General features: G+C 67.7%; 22 protein-coding genes. 12 read left to right on the top strand and 10 right to left on the bottom strand.

Features of this window, described 5'->3' with window-relative positions; genetic code table 11:
- Nucleotides 1–74 precede the first annotated feature (74 nt).
- From ACFQ2S_RS20735 to ACFQ2S_RS20745, 3 genes are all read right to left on the bottom strand, one after another.
- Complete coding sequence (locus ACFQ2S_RS20735; protein ID WP_386077462.1) at nucleotides 75–1754, bottom strand: ABC1 kinase family protein; 1680 nt, start codon at nucleotides 1752–1754, stop codon at nucleotides 75–77.
- A gap of 147 nt (nucleotides 1755–1901) precedes the next feature.
- Nucleotides 1902–2531, bottom strand: coding sequence for a VPLPA-CTERM sorting domain-containing protein (locus ACFQ2S_RS20740; RefSeq protein WP_386077465.1), 630 nt, complete (start codon nucleotides 2529–2531; stop codon nucleotides 1902–1904).
- 98 nt (nucleotides 2532–2629) lie between these two features.
- Entirely contained in the window at nucleotides 2630–4030 is a 1401-nt protein-coding gene (locus ACFQ2S_RS20745; protein WP_386077468.1) for a trypsin-like peptidase domain-containing protein, read from the bottom strand.
- Nucleotides 4031–4181: 151 nt separating this feature from the next.
- Between ACFQ2S_RS20745 and ACFQ2S_RS20750 the strand changes: the two genes are divergently transcribed.
- From ACFQ2S_RS20750 to lpxK, 5 genes are all read left to right on the top strand, one after another.
- A complete protein-coding gene (locus tag ACFQ2S_RS20750; protein WP_386077470.1) occupies nucleotides 4182–5528 on the top strand; it encodes a TldD/PmbA family protein in 1347 nt (448 codons plus the stop codon).
- Complete coding sequence (locus ACFQ2S_RS20755) at nucleotides 5515–6306, top strand: inositol monophosphatase family protein (protein WP_386077472.1); 792 nt, start codon at nucleotides 5515–5517, stop codon at nucleotides 6304–6306. Before ACFQ2S_RS20750 ends, ACFQ2S_RS20755 begins: the two co-directional genes overlap by 14 nt.
- A gap of 96 nt (nucleotides 6307–6402) precedes the next feature.
- Nucleotides 6403–6645 (top strand): DUF4170 domain-containing protein, encoded by a 243-nt coding sequence (locus tag ACFQ2S_RS20760; RefSeq protein ID WP_386077475.1) that lies wholly within the window; start codon nucleotides 6403–6405, stop codon nucleotides 6643–6645.
- 10 nt (nucleotides 6646–6655) lie between these two features.
- Nucleotides 6656–7918, top strand: coding sequence for a 3-deoxy-D-manno-octulosonic acid transferase (locus tag ACFQ2S_RS20765; RefSeq protein WP_386077477.1), 1263 nt, complete (start codon nucleotides 6656–6658; stop codon nucleotides 7916–7918).
- Nucleotides 7918–8907, top strand: coding sequence for a tetraacyldisaccharide 4'-kinase (gene lpxK / locus ACFQ2S_RS20770; protein WP_386077479.1), 990 nt, complete (start codon nucleotides 7918–7920; stop codon nucleotides 8905–8907). The genes ACFQ2S_RS20765 and lpxK overlap by 1 nt, the downstream gene beginning before the upstream one ends.
- Nucleotides 8908–8915: 8 nt before the next feature.
- Here lpxK and ACFQ2S_RS20775 read toward each other — a convergent pair whose 3' ends face one another.
- Both ACFQ2S_RS20775 and ACFQ2S_RS20780 read right to left on the bottom strand, forming a co-directional pair.
- Nucleotides 8916–9569 carry a DsbA family protein gene (locus tag ACFQ2S_RS20775; RefSeq protein WP_386077481.1) on the bottom strand — a complete coding sequence of 218 codons (654 nt, stop codon included), beginning with the start codon at nucleotides 9567–9569 and terminating at the stop codon, nucleotides 8916–8918.
- Nucleotides 9566–10111 carry a DUF721 domain-containing protein gene (locus ACFQ2S_RS20780; RefSeq protein ID WP_386077484.1) on the bottom strand — a complete coding sequence of 182 codons (546 nt, stop codon included), beginning with the start codon at nucleotides 10109–10111 and terminating at the stop codon, nucleotides 9566–9568. Before ACFQ2S_RS20780 ends, ACFQ2S_RS20775 begins: the two co-directional genes overlap by 4 nt.
- Nucleotides 10112–10193: 82 nt before the next feature.
- Between ACFQ2S_RS20780 and mutY the strand changes: the two genes are divergently transcribed.
- On the top strand, nucleotides 10194–11261 hold the full coding sequence (gene mutY / locus ACFQ2S_RS20785) for an A/G-specific adenine glycosylase (protein WP_386077487.1): 1068 nt from the start codon (nucleotides 10194–10196) through the stop codon (nucleotides 11259–11261).
- A 63-nt stretch (nucleotides 11262–11324) separates the two neighbouring features.
- Entirely contained in the window at nucleotides 11325–12458 is a 1134-nt protein-coding gene (locus ACFQ2S_RS20790; protein WP_386077490.1) for an alkane 1-monooxygenase, read from the top strand.
- On the opposite strand, the gene ACFQ2S_RS20795 is transcribed toward ACFQ2S_RS20790, so the two are convergent.
- On the bottom strand, nucleotides 12455–13495 hold the full coding sequence (locus ACFQ2S_RS20795) for an aldo/keto reductase (protein ID WP_386077492.1): 1041 nt from the start codon (nucleotides 13493–13495) through the stop codon (nucleotides 12455–12457). The two genes, ACFQ2S_RS20790 and ACFQ2S_RS20795, sit on opposite strands and share 4 nt — an antisense overlap.
- A gap of 169 nt (nucleotides 13496–13664) precedes the next feature.
- Between ACFQ2S_RS20795 and ACFQ2S_RS20800 the strand changes: the two genes are divergently transcribed.
- Entirely contained in the window at nucleotides 13665–14570 is a 906-nt protein-coding gene (locus ACFQ2S_RS20800; RefSeq protein WP_386077495.1) for an AraC family transcriptional regulator, read from the top strand.
- A gap of 108 nt (nucleotides 14571–14678) precedes the next feature.
- Here the strand turns inward: ACFQ2S_RS20800 and ACFQ2S_RS20805 are convergent, their stop codons facing one another.
- The 3 genes from ACFQ2S_RS20805 to ACFQ2S_RS20815 form a co-directional block, all read right to left on the bottom strand.
- Complete coding sequence (locus ACFQ2S_RS20805) at nucleotides 14679–15788, bottom strand: site-specific DNA-methyltransferase (RefSeq protein ID WP_386077638.1); 1110 nt, start codon at nucleotides 15786–15788, stop codon at nucleotides 14679–14681.
- A 94-nt stretch (nucleotides 15789–15882) separates the two neighbouring features.
- Complete coding sequence (locus ACFQ2S_RS20810) at nucleotides 15883–16515, bottom strand: ribonuclease HII (protein WP_386077498.1); 633 nt, start codon at nucleotides 16513–16515, stop codon at nucleotides 15883–15885.
- A gap of 144 nt (nucleotides 16516–16659) precedes the next feature.
- Nucleotides 16660–17220, bottom strand: a complete 561-nt coding sequence (locus ACFQ2S_RS20815) for a hypothetical protein (RefSeq protein WP_386077501.1) — start codon at nucleotides 17218–17220, stop codon at nucleotides 16660–16662.
- Nucleotides 17221–17399: 179 nt separating this feature from the next.
- Between ACFQ2S_RS20815 and ACFQ2S_RS20820 the strand changes: the two genes are divergently transcribed.
- The 3 genes from ACFQ2S_RS20820 (at nucleotide 17400) to ACFQ2S_RS20830 (ending at nucleotide 19041) form a co-directional block, all read left to right on the top strand.
- Nucleotides 17400–17693 (top strand): hypothetical protein, encoded by a 294-nt coding sequence (locus ACFQ2S_RS20820; protein ID WP_386077504.1) that lies wholly within the window; start codon nucleotides 17400–17402, stop codon nucleotides 17691–17693.
- The gene (locus ACFQ2S_RS20825; protein WP_386077507.1) at nucleotides 17665–18369 is read left to right on the top strand and encodes a winged helix-turn-helix domain-containing protein; all 705 of its coding nucleotides are present in this window, start codon (nucleotides 17665–17667) and stop codon (nucleotides 18367–18369) included. The genes ACFQ2S_RS20820 and ACFQ2S_RS20825 overlap by 29 nt, the downstream gene beginning before the upstream one ends.
- 81 nt (nucleotides 18370–18450) lie before the next feature.
- Complete coding sequence (locus tag ACFQ2S_RS20830) at nucleotides 18451–19041, top strand: 2-hydroxychromene-2-carboxylate isomerase (protein WP_386077510.1); 591 nt, start codon at nucleotides 18451–18453, stop codon at nucleotides 19039–19041.
- Here the strand turns inward: ACFQ2S_RS20830 and ACFQ2S_RS20835 are convergent.
- Nucleotides 19031–19804, bottom strand: coding sequence for a DeoR/GlpR family DNA-binding transcription regulator (locus tag ACFQ2S_RS20835; protein WP_386077513.1), 774 nt, complete (start codon nucleotides 19802–19804; stop codon nucleotides 19031–19033). The genes ACFQ2S_RS20830 and ACFQ2S_RS20835 overlap by 11 nt on opposite strands.
- 181 nt (nucleotides 19805–19985) lie before the next feature.
- Between ACFQ2S_RS20835 and glpD the strand changes: the two genes are divergently transcribed.
- On the top strand, nucleotides 19986–21581 hold the full coding sequence (gene glpD / locus ACFQ2S_RS20840) for a glycerol-3-phosphate dehydrogenase (RefSeq protein WP_386077516.1): 1596 nt from the start codon (nucleotides 19986–19988) through the stop codon (nucleotides 21579–21581).
- The last annotated feature ends 105 nt before the right edge of the window (nucleotides 21582–21686 follow it).

Here is a 21686-nt window from a genome sequence, read left to right on the forward strand (position 1 = left end):
CCCCGACAGCCTGAAAGCCCAAGCCCTGCCGCCCGCCGGCAGGGCTTTTTGCTGCGCACCGGCCGGGCCTGCGCCTAGCGCCGGCCGCCCGAGCGCCAGGTGCTGTAGACCAGCCAGAAGCCCCCGACGACCGAGGCGGCGAACCCCAGCATCGCAAAGACCGAGAGCCCCACCGGCAGCCGCGTGCCGGAGACGCTCATCACCAGCGAGGAGCCGATGATCAGGGCGGCGATCACGATCGCCATGGAGACCCTTGTGACCGCCCGGTCGAACCGGTCGACATGCGGCTCCATCCGCTGCACGTCGATGCCGAGCGTCAAGCGGCCCCGTTGCGCCATCTGAAGCAGCTTGCGCAGATCGCGCGGCAGACCGGTCACCAGCTCGATCCCTTCCGCCGCGCCGTCGCGCACCTTGCGCGCCAGCCGGTCCGGCGCGTAGCGCTGGAGCATCTGCCGCTGCAGGAACGGTTGCGCCACCGCCACCATGTCGAATTCCGGATCGAGCTGCCGGCCCATGCCGTCGAGCGAGGCAAAGGCCTTGGCCATGAGCGTAAGGTCGGACGGCAGCGTCAGGTTGTGGTCCCGCATCGCCGCAAAGAGATCGCGGGTGAGCGCGGTGATGTCGAGCCGCTCGAGCGCCACGCCGTGTACGCGGTCGATGAAGGCGTCGATCCGGCCCTCGAGCGCAAGGTTCTGCCGCTCGTCGGCATCCGCCCAGGCGAGCAGGATCTCCGTCACCTTGTCGGCACGCCGCTCCACCATGCCGTGCAGCAGGTCCACCATCTCGTCGCGCCGCTGGCGGCTGAGCTGGCCGACCATGCCGAAATCGATGAAAATCAGCTTGTCGCCCGGCAGGTAGAACACGTTGCCCGGATGTGGATCGGCATGAAAGAACCGGTCCTCGAACATCATCTTGAGCACCGCGTCGGCGCCCCGCCGCGCGATCCGCCGCTTGTCGAACCCGCCGGCGTCGACCGCCTCCCGGTCGCTGCCCGGAACGCCGTCGATGAAGGCCTGCACGTTCATCATCTCGCTGGTCCAGTCCCAATAGACCCTGGGCGTGGAGATCGCGGGGTCGTCTTCGAAGGCCTTGGCAATGGTCTCGGCGTTGCGGCCCTCGATGGCGAAGTCGAGTTCGGAATGGATCGAGTTGGCAAACTCGCGGATGATCGCCTCGGGCTGGAACCGCGCGACATCCTCGAAACGGCGGGCGGCGAAGCGGGCGATGCGGGTGAGCAGCCGCAGATCGGCGTCGATGACGCCGCGGATGCCGGGGCGGCGGATCTTGATCACCACCTCCTCGCCGCTCGACAGCCGGGCGCGATGGGTCTGCGCGATCGAACCTGCGGCGAGCGGCACGATGTCGACCCGCTCGAAGACCTCCTTCAGCAGACGACCCAGCTCCGCCTCGACCTCGACCACCAACTCGTCGAAGGGAAGCGTGGGCACGTGGTCGCGGAGCTTTTCCAGCTCGCGGATGTACTCGGGCGCCAGAAGGTCCACACGGGTCGACAGGATCTGGCCGAGCTTGATGAAGGTCGGTCCCATCTCTTCCAGCGCCCGCCGCATCCGCTCCGGCGCCGGCAAATCGCCCATCCGACCACTGTCCTGCCGGTGAAGCACCTCGCCGGCCTTTTCCACCACGCGGTCGATGCCCGCATAGCGCAGGAAATCCCCGAAGCCGTAGCGGAGCAGGATGGTGGAAATCTCGGTCAGGCGGCGCAACTCGCCGGGAGAGCCGGGCAATGGGGGCAAGGCACATCTCCGGAAATCGGGACCGGCGGCGGGGCGAGCCGGGCCGCCGGCGTCTCAGGACGTGTTAGCCCGAGACCGGGCCGTCGTCCATGCCGGGTTTGGAATGCCTCCCTGCCACCCGGTCTGGGGCGGTCTTTGTCGGGGGTGTCAGGCGCGGCGGCGCGTCCGGCGGCGGGCGGCGACACCCAGCCCGGCAAAGCCCGCAAGGGCGAGCGACAGGCTCGCTGGGAGAGGAACCGGCTCTAGCGTGGCGCCGTTCAGTGCGGCCTCAATCCCCGCCGATCCGGCGTTTTCCCAGTAGACAAGCTCGAAATCGTGAAAGCCGGCTGCGAAGCTGCTGTCGATCACCGTGGTCGTGGTAAACCCGCGATTGCTCCCAAAATCGGCGACGCGAATGCCATCGACGTCGAGCCAGAATCCGTCGTCGGACGAGACCGAGAACGTCTGGGACCCACCGCTGAGATAGATCTGGCCGGTAAACCGGAAGACGGAAGTCGCGAGCGAGGTGGATGCGGAGCCGGTGAGCGACGCTGCGTCGACGCCAAGAAACTGGCCGACGGTCGCGCTGCTGGAGCGAAGGGTATTCAGATCCCCATTGGGGTAATCGATCCCGCTGGACGTGAAGAGCGCCTTGGGCGAAGCCGCGATGGCCGCTTGCGCATCCGCGATCCCGGTCAAAGCTCCGGTGTCCCAGAACTCCCCCTGGAACGTCACTGCACCGGCAGTCCCTGTCGACAGGGCCAGCGCGGCAACTGCGGCGGATGCTTTCCAACTCATGACTGTCCCCTCGCGACCCGACGTGTGCCGAGCCATACACGTGCTCATGACCCCAAGTATCCCGCAAGGCTCTGGGATTGGCAAGAACGTCCGAGCAATCAACGCCGCAATTGCAGGCGCAATGTGCGGTTGCCGCGTCCGATTTCGAAGTCCCATTGGCGGGATCTGGCAAGGCTGGCTTCGGAGACCGTCGCCGCAGTTTCGATCGGCACGCCGTTCACCCGGCGGAGCACGTCGCCCGGACGCAGGCCGAGCCGAGCCGAGGGGCCGTCGGTACGGACTACGATCACGCCGGAAGCCGAGAGCGGCAGGTCCAGCTCCTCGATCAGTCGCGGGGTTACCTCGGCCACCAGCAGTCCGGCGAGCGGGCTGTCGCCCCCGATCCGCACCGGCTCCACCTGCCCGCCATCCGGCGCAGGCCCGACCTCGACCGAGATCTCCTGAACCTCACCGTCGCGCAGGAACCCAACAACCAACCGGTCACCGAAACCCTGCGTCAGCAGGCGGTATTCCAGCTCGGCCTCTGCGTTGACCGGCAGGCCGCCGATGGTCAGCACAACGTCGCCCGGCTGAAGCCCGGCCAGGGCAAAGGGGCTCTGGGGATGGATTTCCGACACCAGAACGCCTTCGGGGCGATCCTGCCCGAGTGCGAGCGCAAGGTCGCCGTCGACCGGCTGCACCGCGATCCCGGCCCAGGGATGCACGAAATCCTCCTGCCCTTCGCGGGCCTGTTCCACGTAGCGCTGCACGAGGTTCGACGGGATCGCGAAGCCGATGCCGTTGGACCCGCCCGAGCGGCTGAGGATCGAGGTGTTGAGGCCGAGCAGCCGCCCCGACATGTCGACCAGCGCGCCGCCCGAGTTGCCGGGATTGATCGGCGCGTCGGTCTGGATGAAATAGCCCGGCCCGTTGCGCAGCGCCGAGGAGGCGCGGGCGGTGGCGGAGACGATCCCGCTGGAGACGGTCTGGCCCACACCGAACGGATTGCCGATGGCGAGCACCAGGTCGCCCACCTCGACCGCATCGGAATCGGCGAAGTCCAGCGCCGGCAGATCCTCTGCCCCCTGCAACCGGATGACCGCGATGTCGGCGTCGCGGTCGCTCAGCAGGACCTCGCCGTCGAATTCCCGCCGGTCGGCGAGCACCACGCGGATGTCGGTCGCTTCCTGCACCACGTGGTAGTTGGAGACCACGATCCCCTCGGAGGCGACGATGACGCCGGAGCCGAGCGAGTTCTGAACCCTCGGCACGCTCTGGCCGAAGCCCTCGAAGAACTGCGAAAAGAACGGATCGTTCGCGAAGGGGCTGGCGCGGCGCTCGCTGACCCAGGAGGCATAGATGTTCACCACCGCGGGAGCGCTGCGATTGACCACGGGCGAGAACGAGAGCTGCATCTCGGCGGCGCTCTCGGGCGGGCGGATCTGGGCGGCCGCGGGGGGCGCGGTGGCGGCAAGAACCGGGATCATCATCACAAGGGCAACGCGCAGGACAGACCGCATGGGGTGTGACTCCTTTTCGTTCCTGTACCGGGGCGAATGTGAATATGCGAAGCGATCCTGCGCATTCAACCTCTGCCGAGGCGGCAAGCCGCTTGCACGCCCGGGCGTTCCGCCCTAGCTCCTGACGGTGTTGCTACTTGCGAGGACCCCGATGGACAAACCACTCGACACGCTCACCGAGGCCCTGCTTGCGGCCGCGCGCAAGGCTGGCGCGGAGGCCGCGGACGCGATCGCCATCGACGGCACCTCGATCAGCATCGACGTGCGCGGCGGCGCGCTGGAGCAGGCGGAGCGGTCGGAGGGGATCGAGGTCGGCCTGCGGGTGATCCTGGGCAAGCGGCAGGCCTGCGTTTCCTCCAGCTCGGTTACGCCGGAGACGCTGACCGAGATGGCCGAGCGGGCCGTCGCCATGGCCCGCGAAGCGCCGGAGGATCCGGGCGTCGGGCTTGCCGATCCGTCGCAGCTCGCCACGGACAGAGATTGCAGAATCCTCGACATGGACGACCCCGAAGGCGAGCCCCTGCCCGAGGACATGGAGCGCGCCGCCCGTGAGGCCGAGGCCGCGGCGCTGGCGCACGAGGGCATCACCCGGGTCAATTCCTGCTCCGCCGGCTATGGCCGCAGGCGTGTGCACCTGGCAACGACCAACGGCTTTTCCGGCGGCTACACGCGCACCGATTCGGCGCTCTACACGATCGCGATCACCGGCGAGGGCACGGCGATGGAGCGCGACTACTACGGCGAGAGCCGCTCGCACCGCGCCGACCTGCCCTCCCCAGAGGAGGTCGGGCGGATCGCGGCGGAGCGCACGCTGGCCCGGGCCGGCGCCCGCAGACCCCCCACCGGCACCTTTCCGGTGCTGTTCGACGAGCGCATTGCCTCGTCGCTGGTCGGGCACCTGCTCAGTGCGATCAACGGCGCGGCCATCGTGCGCGGCGCCTCCTGGCTGCGCTACGCCGTGGGCGAGCAGGTGCTGCCCGACGGGATCTCGCTGACCGAACAGCCACGGCGCAAGCGCGGCCCGGCCTCGCGGCTTTTCGATGCCGAGGGCCTGCCCACCGACGAGCGCGAGATCGTGCGCGACGGGATCCTGCAGGGCTGGGTGCTCGACCTCGCCAGCGCCCGAAAGCTGGGGCTGGAGAGCACGGCCAACGCGGTGCGCGGCACCTCGGCCCCGCCCGCGCCGTCCGTCTCCAACATCGCGCTCACCCAGGGCAGCGCCAGCCGCGACGACCTGCTGTCCCAGATGGGGCGCGGGTTGCTGGTGACCTCGATGATCGGCTCCACGATCAACCCCACGACGGGCGACTATTCGCGCGGCGCCTCCGGCTTCTGGGTCGAGAATGGCGAGATCGCCTGGCCGGTCAACGAATGCACCATCGCCGGCAACCTGCGCGAGATGCTCAAGCGGATCGTGCCCGCCAACGACGCGCGCCCGCACCTGTCGCGGGTCGTGCCGTCGCTTCTGGTCGAGGGGCTGACGCTTGCCGGGGAGTGACCTCCGGCTGCTGCTCGACGCAGCGGTTGCGGCGGGAGAGATCGCCTGCCGCCATTTCCACACCGATCATGCAGTCTGGGAAAAGGACGCTGGCCAGGGCCCGGTGACCGAGGCCGACCTGGAGGTCGACCGGATGCTCCGGGCGCGGCTGACCGGGGCGCGACCCGACTATGGCTGGATGTCGGAGGAGAGCGAGGACGAGCCCGGCTCCCGCCTTGCTCGTCCTTGCACCTTCGTGGTCGATCCGATTGACGGCACCCGCGCCTTCACCGAGGGGCACCGCACCTGGGCGCATTCGCTGGCGGTGGTCGCCGCCGGGCAAGTGACGGCGGCGGTGGTCTACCTGCCGATGCTGCAGCGGCTCTTCACCGCCGAGCGCGGCGGCGGCGCGAGGCTCAACGACCGCCCGCTGCATGCCAGCCAGCGCGAGCGGCTGATGGGCGCGGACATCCTCGCCGCGCACCCGACGCTGGAAGCGGCCCACTGGCCCGGCGGGCTGCCGCCCGTCACCCGGCACTTCCGGTCCTCGCTTGCCTATCGGCTGAGCCTCGTCGGTCAGGGCCGGTTCGACGCAATGCTCACCCTGCGCGACAGCTGGGAATGGGACATCGCCGCCGGCAGCCTCATCGCCGAGGAGGCCGGCGCGCGGGTTTCCGACCGGACCGGCCGGCCACTGGTCTTCAACAGCCTTCGCAGGCAGGCCAGCGGCGTTGTGTGCGCAAGCCCCGGCGTGCATGGCGAGATGATCGAGCGGCTGAACGCCCGCGCCACCATCTGACCGCCCGCCGCGACGATACGCAGGCCCAGCTTGGCTTGACGGACGGGCGGTTCCGTCTAGGGTGCCGCGAAACATCATTCAGGCCCGGAGGATTCCATGGTTCAGCGCCTTCACCTCGTCTTTGGCGGCGAATTGGTCGACCCGTCCAAGACCGCTTTCAAGAACGTGGACGACATCCACATCGTCGGCATGTTCCCCAACTACGCCTCGGCGCATGACGCCTGGAAGGAACACGCGCAGAAGACGGTCGACAACGCCCACATGCGCTACTTCATCGCCCACATCCATCGCCTGCGGGACGAGGAAGCCGAAGCCTCCTCGACCGAAGAGCTGGGCTGAGCCGGCCCCCTTGGACGCGCTGACGATCCCCCGGCTGCGCGCCCGTCTGCACGGGCCGGCGCTGGCGCGCAGGCTCGCGATCGAAGCACAGCGCGGAGGCGAGGAAGGCCGCGCCGCCGCCGAGCGGCTGGGCCGGACCGAGCGCAGCCGTCCGCGCGGCACGCTCCTGTGGGTCCATGCGCCCGACGGGATCGACCCGGCCGCCCTGCTCTCCCTGCGCGACCGGCTCGACGATGACCTCGACGGACCGGCGATCCTGCTGACCGCGGAGAGCGCCCCCGCCCTGCCCGCAGGCACACCAGCGGACGCCATCCTGCACCAGCACCCGCCCATCGACACCCGCAGGCCGGTGGATCGGTTCCTCGACCACTGGATGCCCGACGCGGCGATCTGGATCGGCAGCGTCGACCAGCCGCTTCTGCTCGACGCCTGCGCCCGCCGGGCCATTCCGCTGTTCCTGCAGAACGCGGTTGCGCCGACACCCGAGGGAACCCGCGCGCGCAACCTGCAACGGCGCCTGCTCGGTCTGTTCGACCGGATCTTCGCGACCGATTCCGGACAGGCCGAAGCGATCCGCTCGCTCGGCGCGATTCCGGCGCGGATCGAGGTTACCGGGCCACTGACCCGGATCCATTCGCCGCCGCCCTGCGTCGAATATGAGCGCGAGGCGCTGGTCTCCGCGCTCCAGACACGCCCCGTATGGCTCGCCGCCTGCCCCGCCGCCCCGGAGATCGACGCGGTGCTCCGCGCCCATGCGCAGGCGCTGCGCAGCGCGCACCGGCTGCTGCTGATCCTCGTACCGGTCGCCGACCACCTCGGCCCAGAACTTGCCCGCAACCTGACGGGCCTGGGCTGGAACGTGGCCCGCCGGGACGCCGGCGAGGACCCGCAAGGCACCACGGATGTTTTCATCGTCGACCTCCGCGAGGAACTCGGGCTCTGTTACCGGCTTGCGCCGGTGACCTTCCTTGGCGGCACCCTGCTCGGCGCCGACGTGCCTGATGCGCTGGACCCGGCAACGCTCGGCTCCGCGATCATTGCCGGCCCGCAAGGCGGGAGCCAGGCTGAAACGCTGGCCCGGCTCGAGTCCGCCGGTGCCTGTTACCGCATCGCCAACCCCGATACCCTCGGTCAGGCGGTGGTGGAGCTACTCTCGCCCGAAACCGCCGCGTCGCTGGCGCTTGGCGCCTGGGACGTCGCCTCCGAAGGCGTGCAGGTCGTGGAACGCCTCGCAACGCAGTTGAGCTCGGCCATCCGGAACCGGGCCAGCTGATGCGCGCGCCCGGCTTCTGGCACAATCCGCCGAGCGCTCCGGGCTGGCAGGCGCGGCTCCTTGCTCCGCTGGGGGGGCTCTATGCGGCCGGCACCGCACGGCGGCTGTCGCGCTGCGAGGGCCACCGCGCGGGAATCCCTGTGATCTGCATCGGCAATCTCAACGCCGGCGGCACCGGCAAGACCCCGACCGTCATCGCGCTGGCCCAACGGCTGGGAAACGGCACCCATGTGGTCAGCCGTGGCCACGGCGGCAGCCTGGCCGGCCCGGTGCAGGTGGACCCGAACAATCACAGCGCCGACGAGGTGGGCGACGAGCCGCTGCTGATCGCGGCCTTTGCCCCGGTCTGGGTCGCCCGCGACCGCGCCGCCGGGGTGCGCGCGGCGGAGGATGCCGGTGCGCGGCGGATCCTGCTCGACGACGGGTTCCAGAACCCCGCGGTCGCCAAGGACGCCTCCATCATCGTCGTCGATGCGGCGCATGGGTTCGGCAACGGCCGCTGCATCCCGGCAGGGCCTCTGCGCGAACCGGTGGCGACCGGCCTGCCGCGCGGCGACCTGTTGCTCAGCATCGGCCCCGAGCCAATGCAGGTTCGGTTTCGCGATCTCTGGGGCAATGCGGTGGCCCGCGCCAGCCTGCCCCATGCAACGGGCGCTCTGAAACCGCTGGCCACCGGGATGGACTGGGACGGGCTGCGCGCGCTGGCCTTCGCCGGGATCGGCCACCCTGAGAAGTTCTTTGCCACATTGCGCGGGCTCGGCGCGGAGATCCTGCGCGCCGAGGCGCTGGAGGATCACCAGCCACTTACCCCGGCGCTGATCTCGAGGCTGGAGGCCGAGGCGAAGCTGCTCGGCGCACAGCTCGTCACAACGGAAAAGGACGCCGTGCGGATGCCGGCGTCCTTCAGGCGGAACGTGCTCACCGTTCCGGTTCGGCTGGAACTGGACGACTGGGCGCCGCTCGACGCCCTGACCGCCCGGCTCGGCTGAGGCTCAGCTCACTCCTCCAGCTTCTCGTCGAGGAGCTTCGAGAAATCCGCGTAGCTCATGTTCGAGTACTTCTCGCCGTTGATGATGAAGCTCGGGGTGGCGTTGATGTCGTGCTCCTTGGCGTTGGCTTCCCACCAGTCGACGAGCGACTGGGCCTTCTCGGCATCCTGCATGCAGGCGTTGACCTGATCGTCGGTCAGCCCGGCCCGGCGTCCGATCCGGCGCAGGTTGTCGGCAACCTCGGCGGGCTCGCCGTTGGTCCAGGCGGAGATGTCCTCGAAAACCAGGTTCTGCACGCCGAAGTAGCGCATCGGATCGCAGCGCGCGACCATGCTGGCCCAGAGGCCGTAGCGGTCGAAATAGACGTCCCGGTAGGTGAACTGGATCTTGCCGGTGTCGATGTAATCCTGCTTCAGTTGCGGAAAGACCGTCTGCTCGAAATTGGCGCAATGGCCGCAGGTGAAGGAGCCGTATTCGATCACCTTGACCGAAGCGTCCGGGTTGCCAATCGACATCTCGACGATCTCCGAGCCCGTTGCGGCATTCGCTGCCGGCACGAGGTCCGCCATGCTGACGGGCGTGCTGGCCTGCTGGCTCATCCAGTATCCGGCGCCGGTCGCGGCGACGGCGGCTACGGCCGCCATGGAGAGGTAACGTTTCATTCGGGTGTCTCCGATTGTCTCTTTTTTCTGTTGATAACCTGCGCTCCGAGGGACGCCAGCGCCTTGCGGAGCGTGTCGTCGGCCACCCCGTCCGCCAGTTCGGCCGCGCGTTGACGGCATCCCTCGTCCGGCACGATCGGCGCAGCCTTCCGGGCCGTTTCGAACTGCACCTGGCCTTCGGCAAAGCCAGTGGGCGCAGTCTGCGTGATGCGGATGCGCGAGATCGCGGCATAGCCGTAGACGGCGTTGACCTTCTCGCGCAGGCGCGGTTCCTGCATCTGGAGCATCGGCGCATGCGCGCCTGTCGTCAGCACCGTCAGGGTCGCCCCAAAGCCGCCCTTGCCGTAGCCGACTGAAACCGGCCGTGCCACCGCGGCAATCTCCTCCCCGACGATCTCCGCCCAATGGGTCAGCAGCCGCGATTCCGAGAAACCCCGCTTCTCGGTCGCCTGTCGAATGCGGGTGCCGAGCAGGCTCGAGGTCCGCTCGAAGCCGCGCATCCGTCGGCTGGGTTTGGTCGGATCGGTCGTGCGCGGGGTCATGGCCTGACTTCTGCTCTGGTTGCACCTATCTTACCCACTGGCCCGGCAGGGGCCAGAGGCGCAGTGGACGGGGGCATAAAGATTGCGTGACGAGATCGCGAGCAAGGCCGGCACGGCATTGCTGGACTGGTACGACGTACATGCGCGGGACCTGCCATGGCGGGTCTCGCCCTTGGCGCGCCGCGACGGCGCCGTGACGGATCCCTACCGGGTCTGGCTGTCGGAGGTGATGCTGCAACAGACGACCGTGGCCGCCGTCCGGGAGAAATACCTGCGGTTCCTCGTGCTCTGGCCGACAGTGGAAGCGCTGGCGGCGGCCGAGGACAGCGACGTGATGGCCGAGTGGGCGGGGCTTGGGTACTACGCCCGCGCCCGCAACCTGCTGAAATGCGCCCGCGCTGTGGCCAACGATCACGGCGGGCAATTCCCCGACCAGGCCGACGCCTTGCGCGATCTGCCCGGCATCGGCCCCTATACCGCCGCCGCCATCGCCGCGATCGCCTTCGACCGCCCGGAAACGGTCGTGGACGGCAATGTCGAACGGGTGGTGGCGCGGTTCTTCGACGTGGACACGCCGTTGCCCGCGGCCAAGCCGGAACTCACGCGACTCGCCGGCCGGCTGACGCCCGCAAGGCGCCCGGGCGATCATGCGCAGGCGATGATGGACCTCGGCGCCACGATCTGCACCCCGACGTCGCCGGCCTGCGGGATCTGCCCGCTGATTGCGGGCTGCGCCGGACGCGCCACCGGACGCGCCGCGGAGCTTCCCCGCAAGACCCCGAAGAAACCCAAGCCCATCCGCCAGGGCATCGCCTATGTCGTGCGCCGGTCAGACGGGGCGCTCTTGCTGGAGACCCGGCCCGACCGCGGGCTGCTGGGGGGCATGCTTGGCTGGCCCGGCACCGAGTGGAACGACGCGCCGAGCCCGGCGCCGCCGCTCGAAGCCGACTGGCGCCCGCTTGGGGGCGAGGTCCGACACACCTTCACCCATTTCCACCTGCGGCTTGCGGTGCTGCTGGCCGAGGTGCCCGCCGACGCCCTCCCCGACCGCGGCAGCTTCGTCGACCGGCACGAGTTCCGCCCATCCTCCCTGCCGACGGTGATGCGCAAGGTCTGGGACCTTGCGTCAGGGCAAACCGGTCGCATTTGAAACGGGCCGCGGCCAGGCTTAGGCTGCGGCGCGACGGGGCACAGGCCCCAGCGGAGGTTGGAGATGATACCCGCTCAACAGGTTGCGCAGTTCCGGAGGGCGGCGCCGTTCTGGCTGTCGCTGCTGATCGTGCCGCTGGCCATTCTTTCGGCGACGCGCGGCGGGATCTGGGTGGCCTCGCTGCCGCTCTATGCCTGGGGCCTCTTCTCGTTCCTCGACCTGCTGACCGGACTCTACGAGGAGAATGCCGACCCGGAGACGGGCGACCGCGACCTCTTCTGGTATCGGTTGATCACCCTGATCTGGGCTCCGATTCAGGTCTGCCTGCTGTTCGGCCTGCTGGCCTATGTGCCTGACGCCGAACATCTCAATCTCACCGAGAAGATCACCGTGTTCTTCGGCATGGGGCTTGTCGCCGGCACCACAGGCATCGTCTATGCCCACGAACTCATGCACCAATCCAACCGCCTTGAACGCTGGCTGGGCGACATCCTGATGGCCTCGGCGCTCTACAGCCACTTCCGGACCGAGCACCTGCTGGTGCACCATCGCTATGTCGGCACTCCGCGCGACGCGGTCACCGCGCGATACAACGAAGGCTTCCACCGGTATTTCGCCCGAGTGCTGCGCGATTGCCCACGCTCTGCCTTCGAAGCCGAGGCGGCGCTGCTTGCCCGCAAGGGGCGGCCCCGGCACGACCTGTCGAACCCCTTCTGGCGCTATGCCCTGCTACAGGCCGGATTCCTCGGCGCGGCGCTGCTGATCGGCGGATGGGCGGGGCTCGGGTTCTTTCTCTGGCAGGCCTTCGTCGCGATCTGGCAGCTCGAGCTGGTCAACTACGTCGAGCATTACGGGCTGACCCGAAAGCACCTGGGCGACGGTCGCTACGAGCACGTCCAGCCGCGCCACAGCTGGAACGCCGCGCACCGGGCGACCAACTGGCTGATGATCAACCTGCAGCGGCACTCCGACCACCATTACAAGCCCGCGCGCCGGTTCCCCTTACTCCAAAGCTACAGTACCGACGAGGCGCCGCAGCTGCCATTTGGCTATCCGGTCATGGGGTTCGTCGCGATGGTGCCGCCGCTCTGGCGGCGCCGGATGAACCCGCGCGTGCGGGCGTGGCGCCGCCAGTTCTATCCCGAGATCGAGGACTGGACGCCCTACAAGCTCGGCACCACGCCAATGCCGCGTTAGCCGCGCTCGTCTTCCATCATGTGGGCGCGGTATTCGCCCTGACGTTCCAGCATCCAGCCCGGGTACTCCTCAGGAAGCCGGGTCACCGCGTCGAGCGCCGCCAGGTCCTCGGCGGAGAGCGAGACGTCGGCGGCGCCGATGTTGTCGGTCAGCTGGTCGACCCGCTTCGCGCCGAGGATCACGCTGGTCACCACCTTCTGGTGCAGCAGCCAGGCGAGCGCGACCTGCGGCACCGTGCAGCCCTTGGCGGAGGCAATCTCGCGCATCACCTCGATGGCGTCATAGGCGCGTTCCTTGTCGATCGGCGGGAAGTCGAAATTGACCCGCCGGCCCTCAGCCGTCTTGCCATCGCGGTCGAACTTGCCGGAGAGGAAACCGCCCGCGAGCGGGCTCCAGACCATCAGACCGATGCCTTCGGACAGAAGCGCCGGCGCCACCTCCCGCTCCAGATCGCGGCCGGCAAGGGTGTAGTAGGCTTGCAGCGACACGATCGGCGCGAGTTGCCGGGCCTCGGCGATGCCCACGGCCTTGACGATCTGCCAGGCGGCCCAGTTCGACAGGCCGAGATAGCGGACATGCCCATGCCGGACCAGCGTGTCGAGCGCCTCCAGCGTCTCGACAATCGGGGTCGCCGGGTCGAAGCCGTGGATCTGGTAGAGATCGATATGGTCGATCTGCATCCGCTTCAGGCTGGCCTTGGCCTGATCCATGATATGCCCGCGCGACGAGCCCCGCGCGTTCGGCCCCTCGCCCATCGGCCCGTGCACCTTGGTGGCGATCACCACGTCCTCGCGGGCGACCCCGAGGTTGCGGAGCGACTGGCCGAGGATCTCCTCGCTTCTGCCGGTGGCATAGATGTTGGCGGTGTCGATGAAGTTGATGCCGGCGTCGAGCGCGGTGCGAACGAGGCTGTCGGCATCCTCCTGCTGGAGTTGGCCGATCTGGCCCCACATGTCATCCGACCCGCCGAAGGTCATGGTTCCGAGGCAAAGCTCGGAGACGAAAAGGCCGCTGTGGCCGAGGCGACGGTAGCGCATGATAACATCCTCTCAAGAAATTGCCGGGCCCGGGGCGGCCGCGGCATGACCCCTATCTGGGTCACGAGGCCCCTCGCCCGCCACGCCGATCCTCGCGAAATCCTGCACGATCCTCTCAATCGGCGAACATCGCCCTGTCATGAGGCGCGCAATCGGGTAGCCTGACACCATGGAAAACGCACGCCTCGACACCCTGAAATCGCGCGCCCTCGGGCTCTGGCAAGCCCACGGCCGCGAAACCCCGCTACCCGGTCTGTTGCTCGCGGTAACCGAAGCGCCGATGGGGCCGATCCACGGAGTCTACCGCCCCTCGCTCTGCATCGTGCTGCAGGGAGCCAAGGTCAGCCAGCTCGGAGATCGCAGCTTCCGCTACGACGAGGGGAAATGCCTGATCACGTCGCTGGAGGTGCCGATCCGGGCCGAGATCGTCGATGCCTCGCCCGAGAAACCCTATATCGCCGCCGTGCTCGACATCGACCCGGGCTGCGTCGCCGAACTGCTGCTGGAACAGGCCCGCGCCGAGCCCGCCGCCGCCCCCGAGCCTACGGCGCTCAACGTGCAGCCCCTTGCGGAAGAGCTGATCGACCCGATGGAACGGCTGATGGCGCTGGCCGAGCGGCCGCAGGACATCCCGGTGCTGGCGCCGATGATCCGGCGCGAGATCGTCTGGCACCTGCTGAACGGACCGCACGGGTCGATGCTGCGTCAGATCGGGCTGGCAGACAGCCGAACGGCGCGGATCGGACGGGCCATCGCCTGGGTGCGGGAGAATTTCACCGAAACGCTCAACGTGCCGGACCTCGCGGGGCTGGCCGGCATGAGTGCGGCGACCTTCCACCGCCATTTCAAGGCTGCCACGCAGATGACACCGGTGCAATTCCAGAAGAAGCTGCGCCTGCAGGAAGCCCGCCGGCTGCTCCTGGCGGAGGGGGCCGACGTCTCGCAGATCGGCTTTGCCATCGGCTACGAAAGCCCCTCGCAGTTCAGCCGCGAGTACCGCCGCATGTTCGGCGCTCCGCCCGGCCGCGACGGCGCCGAGATCCGCCGCAGCGTCGTCCCCGGCATTCCCGCCTGATCCGACCCGCCGAAACCAAAAATGCCCCGCCTTGAGACAAGGCGGGGCCAGTAGGTGCCGTTCGTGTCAGGCCACAGGCACCGGCGGTAACTTCGGAATGTCAGGATTTCAGGAGGGGCGGACCTGCATTTCGGCGCGGATCTGCTGGCGCAGCACGTCGATCGGCACAGGCTTGCCGTCGCGCTTGAAGTGCCAATAGGTCCAGCCGTTGCAGGAGGGGGCGCCCTCGAGCGCGGCGCCGACCTGGTGGATCGATCCCCGCGTGTCATTGGCGATCAGCGTGCCGTCGGCACGGATCTTGGCCGCCTTGCCGTTCGGCGAGGTCAGGACTTCGCCCGGGCGCAGCATGCCGCGTTCGACCAACTGGCCGAAGGGCACGCGCGGCTCGGCGCGCTTGGAAGTCGTCACCTGCAGCGCCTCGCGCTCCAGCCGTCGGACATTGGCAATCCGCGCCTCAGCAACCTTCCGGTAACCGGCCTCGCGCTCGATGCCGATGAAGTCGCGGCCGAGCATCTTGGCCACCGCGCCGGTGGTGCCGGTGCCGAAGAACGGGTCGAGCACGACGTCGCCGGGGTTGGTGGTGCCCACGAGCACCCGGTGCAACAGGCTTTCGGGCTTCTGGGTCGGGTGGGCCTTGTCGCCCTTGGCGTCCTTGAGCCGCTCGTGGCCGTTGCAGATCGGCAGGACCCAGTCGGAGCGCATCTGCACGCCCTCGTTGAGCGACTTCAGCGCTTCGTAGTTGAAGGTGTATTTGCCGTTCTCGGACTTGCTGGCCCAGATCATCGTCTCGTGGGCGTTGGTCAGCCGCTTGCCGCGGAAGTTCGGCATCGGGTTGGATTTGCGCCAGACCACGTCGTTGAGAATCCAGAAACCCGCATCCTGCATCCGCGAGCCGACGCGGAAGATGTTGTGGTAGGAGCCGATCACCCAGATCGCCCCGTCAGGCTTGAGCAGGCGCCGCGCCTCGGCGAGCCACTTCTCGGTGAAGCTGTCGTAGGAAGCGAAGGAGGAAAAGCTGTCCCAAGCATCGTCCACGGCGTCGACCATGGAATTGTCCGGGCGATGCAGCGTGCCCTTGAGCTGCAGGTTGTAGGGCGGGTCGGCAAAGATGAGATCGATGGAGCCCTCGGGGAGCTTTTTCATCTCCCCGATGCAGTCACCGGCAAGGATCGTGTTCAGCGGCAGCGTCGGAGCCGCTGCTTTCGTCGTCGTTTTCATCATGTCTGCCTCTGTCCCGCGCCCTGTTTTTGGTGGGCGTCGTGTTGAAGACAGAATGATTCATCGGCGAATCGCCGTCAAATTCTTTATTGAATCAAGGGCTTGGCGATTTCCCTTGATACAAGATATTGCGGACGGGCGCGAAGGAACGTCTATGATGTGGGGTCACACCAAGATTTTGAAGCGCCCGTTTGTGCTCCGGAGTCGGGTATCCGGCGTTGTGTTCCCAGCCGTAGCCGGGGTGTTGTTGCGCCAAATCCACCATGATGCGATCGCGCGCCACCTTGGCCACAATCGAGGCCGCGGCGATTGACAGACAGCGCGCATCGCCCTTGACCAGCGTCTGCCCGGCGCAGGGCAGCGCGGCCGGCAGACGGTTGCCGTCGACGAGCGCAAGGTCGGGAACGGGGCTGAGCTGCTCCACGGCCCGCACCATCGCGAGCTGCGCCGCGCCGAGGATGTTCAGCCGCTCGATCTCCTCCACGTCCACATGGACGATCGCCACCTGCGCCGTCGCCAGGATCGCCTCGGCCAGCACCTCTCGGCGGCGGGCGGAGAGCATCTTGCTGTCGTTCAGGCCCGCGGGGATCGCGGCCCTGTCCAGCACCACGGCGGCGGCGGTCACCGGGCCGGCCAGCGGGCCGCGCCCGACCTCGTCGACGCCCGCAACGCAGCGCGCGCCGCCCTCCCAGGCGGCAATCTCGAATGACAGGTCCGGTGTCGACATCGCCCCACCCTCGCCACCACGCCGCCGGGCGCAAGACGAAAAATGGCGGGAGGCGCGTGCCCCCCGCCAGTCTGGCGCGGCTTGCAGGTTGTCGCCCGCGCCCTGCTCCCGGGAACCGGCCTTGTACCGGCCGGCGCCCTGGCCTCAACGAATGCGGTAGCCGTTGCTCTCCAGGCAGCCGCGGTTCCAGACCCGGCGGTTCTGGACGTCGCCCGGCATGTCGAGAATGCGCTCGCACTGGTTCGGCAGGCTCGTGGTGCGGACGCCTTCGCTCTCAAGGCAGTTGCGGGTCAGGAACACCCGGTTGTCGCCGTCGACGCGGAACGTGCGCTGGCAGGCGCCAGGGATGACGCGCTGCACCTCTTCAACGCGGCCGGGCTTGCGCACGGGTTCGCGGGTCACGACACGGCGGTTCGGCTCCTGGACGATCACGCGACGCGGCTGCGGCTGGACCACGACATTGCGCGTGGGCGCCGGGCGTTCGATCACCTTGGTGACGTCGCGGTGGATATGAACCTCCTTTTTGTCGTCGTCGTCATCGCGGGCCTCGTCCACGGCCTTGGCGATCAGCGCGACGGTGCCGATTCCGAGCAGGATCTTGAGCAGGTTGTTCTGGTCGATCCCCTGCGCGGCGGCCGGCGTGGGCGCAATGACACCCAGCGCGAGGGTTGCGGAAAGGGCGGTTGCGGCAATGCTCTTGAACATGGTGTGCTCCTGATCTGTTCGGGCGGTGCGAAGCCTGCGGACAGGTCCACGGGCGGTGTGACCCGACCATCCGGCCAAACCGCGAAATCGGGCAATATCGGCCGGGCGTTATCGGATAACGCCCCCGTCAGGGGCCTTGCGTTATTGAATATCCGCGCGATCCGACCCAGTGTCGGCGCATGAGACACGCACCCTTCCTTTCCGCCCTCGCGGCGGTGCTGACGCTGGCGGCCGGGCCCGCCGCGGCCGGCTGCTACGCCGACTACAAGGCCAAGCGGGACGACCCGCTTCGGCTGCATTACGGCACCATCGAGCTCAACGGGGACGCCTGCACCAAGGCGGCCGCGGAACGCCAGATCACCCGACGTATCGCATTGGACGGCTGGACATTGCTGACCGTTCTCGGTGTCTTCGACGAAAGCGGGCTGGACGAGAGGAAAGAGAGTGCCGGAAAGTTCCATCTCCGTTACTGAGACGCTGCGCACCGGCAACCGTGTTGTCACCTATGGCGTAGCGGCCATTGTCGGCATCCTCGTCCTGGCGGCGGGCCTGCTGTTTCTCAACCTGCCGGATGCGGATGCCTTCAACGCCCGCGTCGAACGGATCTTCGTAGAGAACAACGACCTGACCTCGCAGGCCGAGATCAAGCTGCTGGAGATCCTCGCCGAGAGCGGGACCTCGTTTGCCGACGTGCTGCAAAGCTACCGCCAGATCATCTTCGTGCTGCTGGTTTTTGCCGCCGCGCTGCTGGTGGCGGCGCTGGTACTGCTGCTGATGATCGTCGTGCTCAACCGCCGCATGGGCGAGATCGAGCGGCAGGGCATCCAGGTGACGGACCTGATCATCAGCCGTGAAGAGCGGATCGTTCTGCTGAACAACATGGAGTTCAAGCTGACCGAGGCCGCGATCGAGACACTCGCGGTGTTGGCCGAGGCGCGGATGGACGAGGAAGTTCTGACAGGCGCGCAACTCGAGGCCATGATCCAGGGCCGCCGGCCCGAGGATTGCGAGGAGGCGGCTGGCGCGACCCGGATCAAGCGCCTCCGGGATTCGCTCGGCAACCAGATGGTGAGCGAGCTTCTGGTCCGCAACATCGCTCGCAAGGGCTATGTGCTGGCGATCAACAAGGACGTGATCCGGATGGTCTGACCCCGGCCGGGCCGAGCTCTCTGGCCCGCTTCACCCCGCTCATGTACCCTCGACCGCGACGCAAGCGCAGGAGGTTCGGCCGTGGCGGTGATCGATTTCTGGTACTCGATTGGCAGCACTTACAGCTACCTGACCGTCATGCGACTGCCCGAGGTCGCCAAGGCGTGCGGTGTCGCGTTCCGCTGGCGCCCGTTCAACGTCCGACACGTTATGGTCGAGCAGGGCAACATCCCGTTCAAGGGCAAGCCGGTCAAAAGCGCCTATATGTGGCGCGACATCGAACGCCGCGCGGCGCGATATGGCCTCACGCCGCGCTTCCCGGTGCCCTACCCGCTCGAGGGGCTGGTGCTCGCCAACCAGGTCGCCATCCTCGGTGCCGAGGACGGCTGGGTGCTGGAATACACTCGCGCTACCTATCGGCGCTGGTTCGAGGCCGGGGAAGCGGCGGGCGAGGAGCCGAATCTGAGCGCCAGCCTCACCGAGATCGGCCGCGATCCGGAGCAGGTGCTGGCAGATGCGCAGTCGGAGCGGATCGTCCGCGAGCTTCAGGCGGCGACGGAAGAGGCGATGGATCTGGGCATCTTCGGCTCGCCCAGCTTCGTCGTGAATGGAGAGGTCTTCTGGGGCGATGACCGGCTCGACGACGCGCTGGAATGGGCGCTCAAGCTCTGACTGCCTGGCCTACCTTCACCTCCGTCCCCCAGTCCCGGCACAATTGGTCGAGCGCGGGCGACAGCGGCACGTCGGTAAAGAAGATGTCGATCTCGCTCAGCGACGCAATGCGGGCCGGTGCGGTCCGGTGAAACTTGGAATGGTCTGCCACGAGAAAACGCTCCCTGGCCTGGGCGAGGATCTTGCGGGAGACGTTCACCTCCTCGATGTCGTAGTCCAGCAGGTCGCCGTCCTGATCGAGCGCAGAGCACCCGATCACCGCGACATCGACCTTGAAATGCTCGATCGCCCGCGTCGTCAGCGCCCCGGTCAGACCGCCATCCGCCCGCCGCAACATGCCCCCGGCGACCATGATATCCGCGTCCGGATTGGCGACGAGGATGTTGGCGACGTTGATGTTGTTGGTGATCACCATCAGGTTGCGGTGCTGCAGCAGCGCCCGGGCCACTGCCTCTGTGCTGGTGCCGATGTTCAGGAAGACCGAGCAATCATGCGGGATCGCAGCGGCGCAGGCGGCCGCGATCGCGGCCTTGGCCTCGGTGTTCAGCCCGCGTCGGTCCTCGTAGCCGATGTTGCTGACGCCCGACGGGAGCATCGCACCGCCGTGCACGCGATCCAGAAGCCCGGCCTCGGCGAGCTCGGTCAGGTCGCGGCGTATGGTCTGAAGCGTCACGCCGAAACGCTCTGCCAGCTCCTCCACCGTCACCTTTCCGTGACGGCGGGCGAGGTCGAGGATGTCGGTCTGTCGAAAACTCTGCGCCATGCGCGAAATATGTTCGAAATTGTGCGCAGACGGAAGCCCCTTGTGATTTCCACCCCAATCCGATCCGCATCTGACGAAAACAGCGCAAAACCGAACGCAAACGAACATATTCGTTTGACCGACTCAGGCGCTTCGTGGTTTTAGTCCTGATGACGGACTGAACTTCGGACCGGAGCGGGACATGACCCAGAACGACGCGGCCAACGGCACTTTCGACCTCTTCATCATCGGCGGCGGGATCAACGGCTGCGGCATCGCGCGCGACGCCGCCGGGCGCGGGCTCCGGGTCGGGCTGGCGGAGATGGACGACCTCGCCTCCGCCACCTCCTCGGCCTCCACCAAGCTGTTCCACGGCGGACTGCGGTATCTCGAGTATTTCGAGGTGCGGCTGGTGCGCGAGGCGCTGGTCGAACGGGAAGTCCTGCTCCGGGCGATGCCGCATATCAGTTGGCCGATGCGCTTCGTGCTGCCCTATCACGAGGACATGCGGTTCGACGGGGATTCCCCCGCCTCCCGCCTGCTCGGCTGGACCATGCCCTGGACGCGCGGCCAGCGTCCGTCCTGGATGATCCGTTCCGGGCTCTTCATGTACGACCACCTCGGCGGGCGAAAGATCCTGCCGGGCACCACCGCCGTCGATCTCACGACGGATCCGGTCGGCGCGCCGCTGAACGAGAAATTCCGCAAGGCCTACGAATACAGCGACTGCTGGGTCGAGGATTCGCGGCTCGTGGTGCTCAACGCGCGCGATGCCGAGGCGCGGGGCGCGCAGATCATGACCCGCACAAAGGTCACCGGCGCGCGCCGCGAACGTGATTCCTGGGCGATCACCCTTACCGACACCGAGACCGGCGCCACGCGCGAGGTCCATGCAGCCATGCTGGTCAATGCCGGCGGCCCCTGGGTGAAGCAGGTGATCGAGGGCGTGCTCGACATCGACACCCGCGAGAACGTCCGCCTCGTGCGCGGTAGCCATATCGTGACCCGCAAACTCTTCGATCACGACAAGTGCTACTTCTTCCAGGGCAGCGACGGGCGGATCGTCTTCGCCATTCCCTACGAAACGGATTTCACCCTGATCGGCACGACCGACAAGGAACATGCCGACCCGGAGTCCAAACCGGTCTGCACCGACGAGGAGCGAGATTACCTGATCGCGCTGGCCTCGAGCTATTTCAAGGAGCCGATCAAGCAGGAGGACGTCGTCTGGAGTTATTCCGGCGTCCGGCCGCTCTACGACGACGGCGCAAAATCGGCCACGGCCGCGACCCGCGACTACGTGCTGCGCGTCAACACCGACGGCGGTGCGCCGCTGCTCAACGTCTTCGGCGGCAAGATCACGACCTATCGCAAGCTCGCCGAAGCCGCGATGGAGAAGATCGCCGCCCATGTGCCCGGCGGCACCGGCAAGTGGACGGCCAATGCCCCGCTGCCCGGTGGCGATTTCCCCGTCGACGGGGTCGAAGCACTGATCGCCGACCTGAGCGCGGCCTTCCCTTTTCTCGACGCGACCACGGCGAGACGACTGGTGCGCGCCTATGGCACCGAGTCGCGGCAGATCCTTGGCGAGGCGGCGACCGTGGAAGATCTGGGCACCGATTTCGGCCACGGGCTGAGCGAGCGCGAGGTCGCCTGGCTGATGGACAAGGAATTCGCTCGAACCGCGGACGACGTTCTGTGGCGGAGGAGCAAGCTGGGGCTGCGCTTCTCGGACGACGAGGCGGCGGCGCTGGCGCGCTGGATGAGCGCGCGGCGGGAGACCGCTGCGGCAGACTGACGAAATCGGCTGGGGCAGGTTTCCGGTTTCGCCGGAACGTGCCAGTCTGCGGACCATTCAGGAGGAGGTCGGCGCCTGACGGGCGTCGGCGAAGGACAGACAGGG

The sequence above is a fragment of the Tropicimonas aquimaris genome, from assembly GCF_042676185.1.
In the GTDB taxonomy this organism is placed as follows: domain Bacteria; phylum Pseudomonadota; class Alphaproteobacteria; order Rhodobacterales; family Rhodobacteraceae; genus Tropicimonas; species Tropicimonas aquimaris.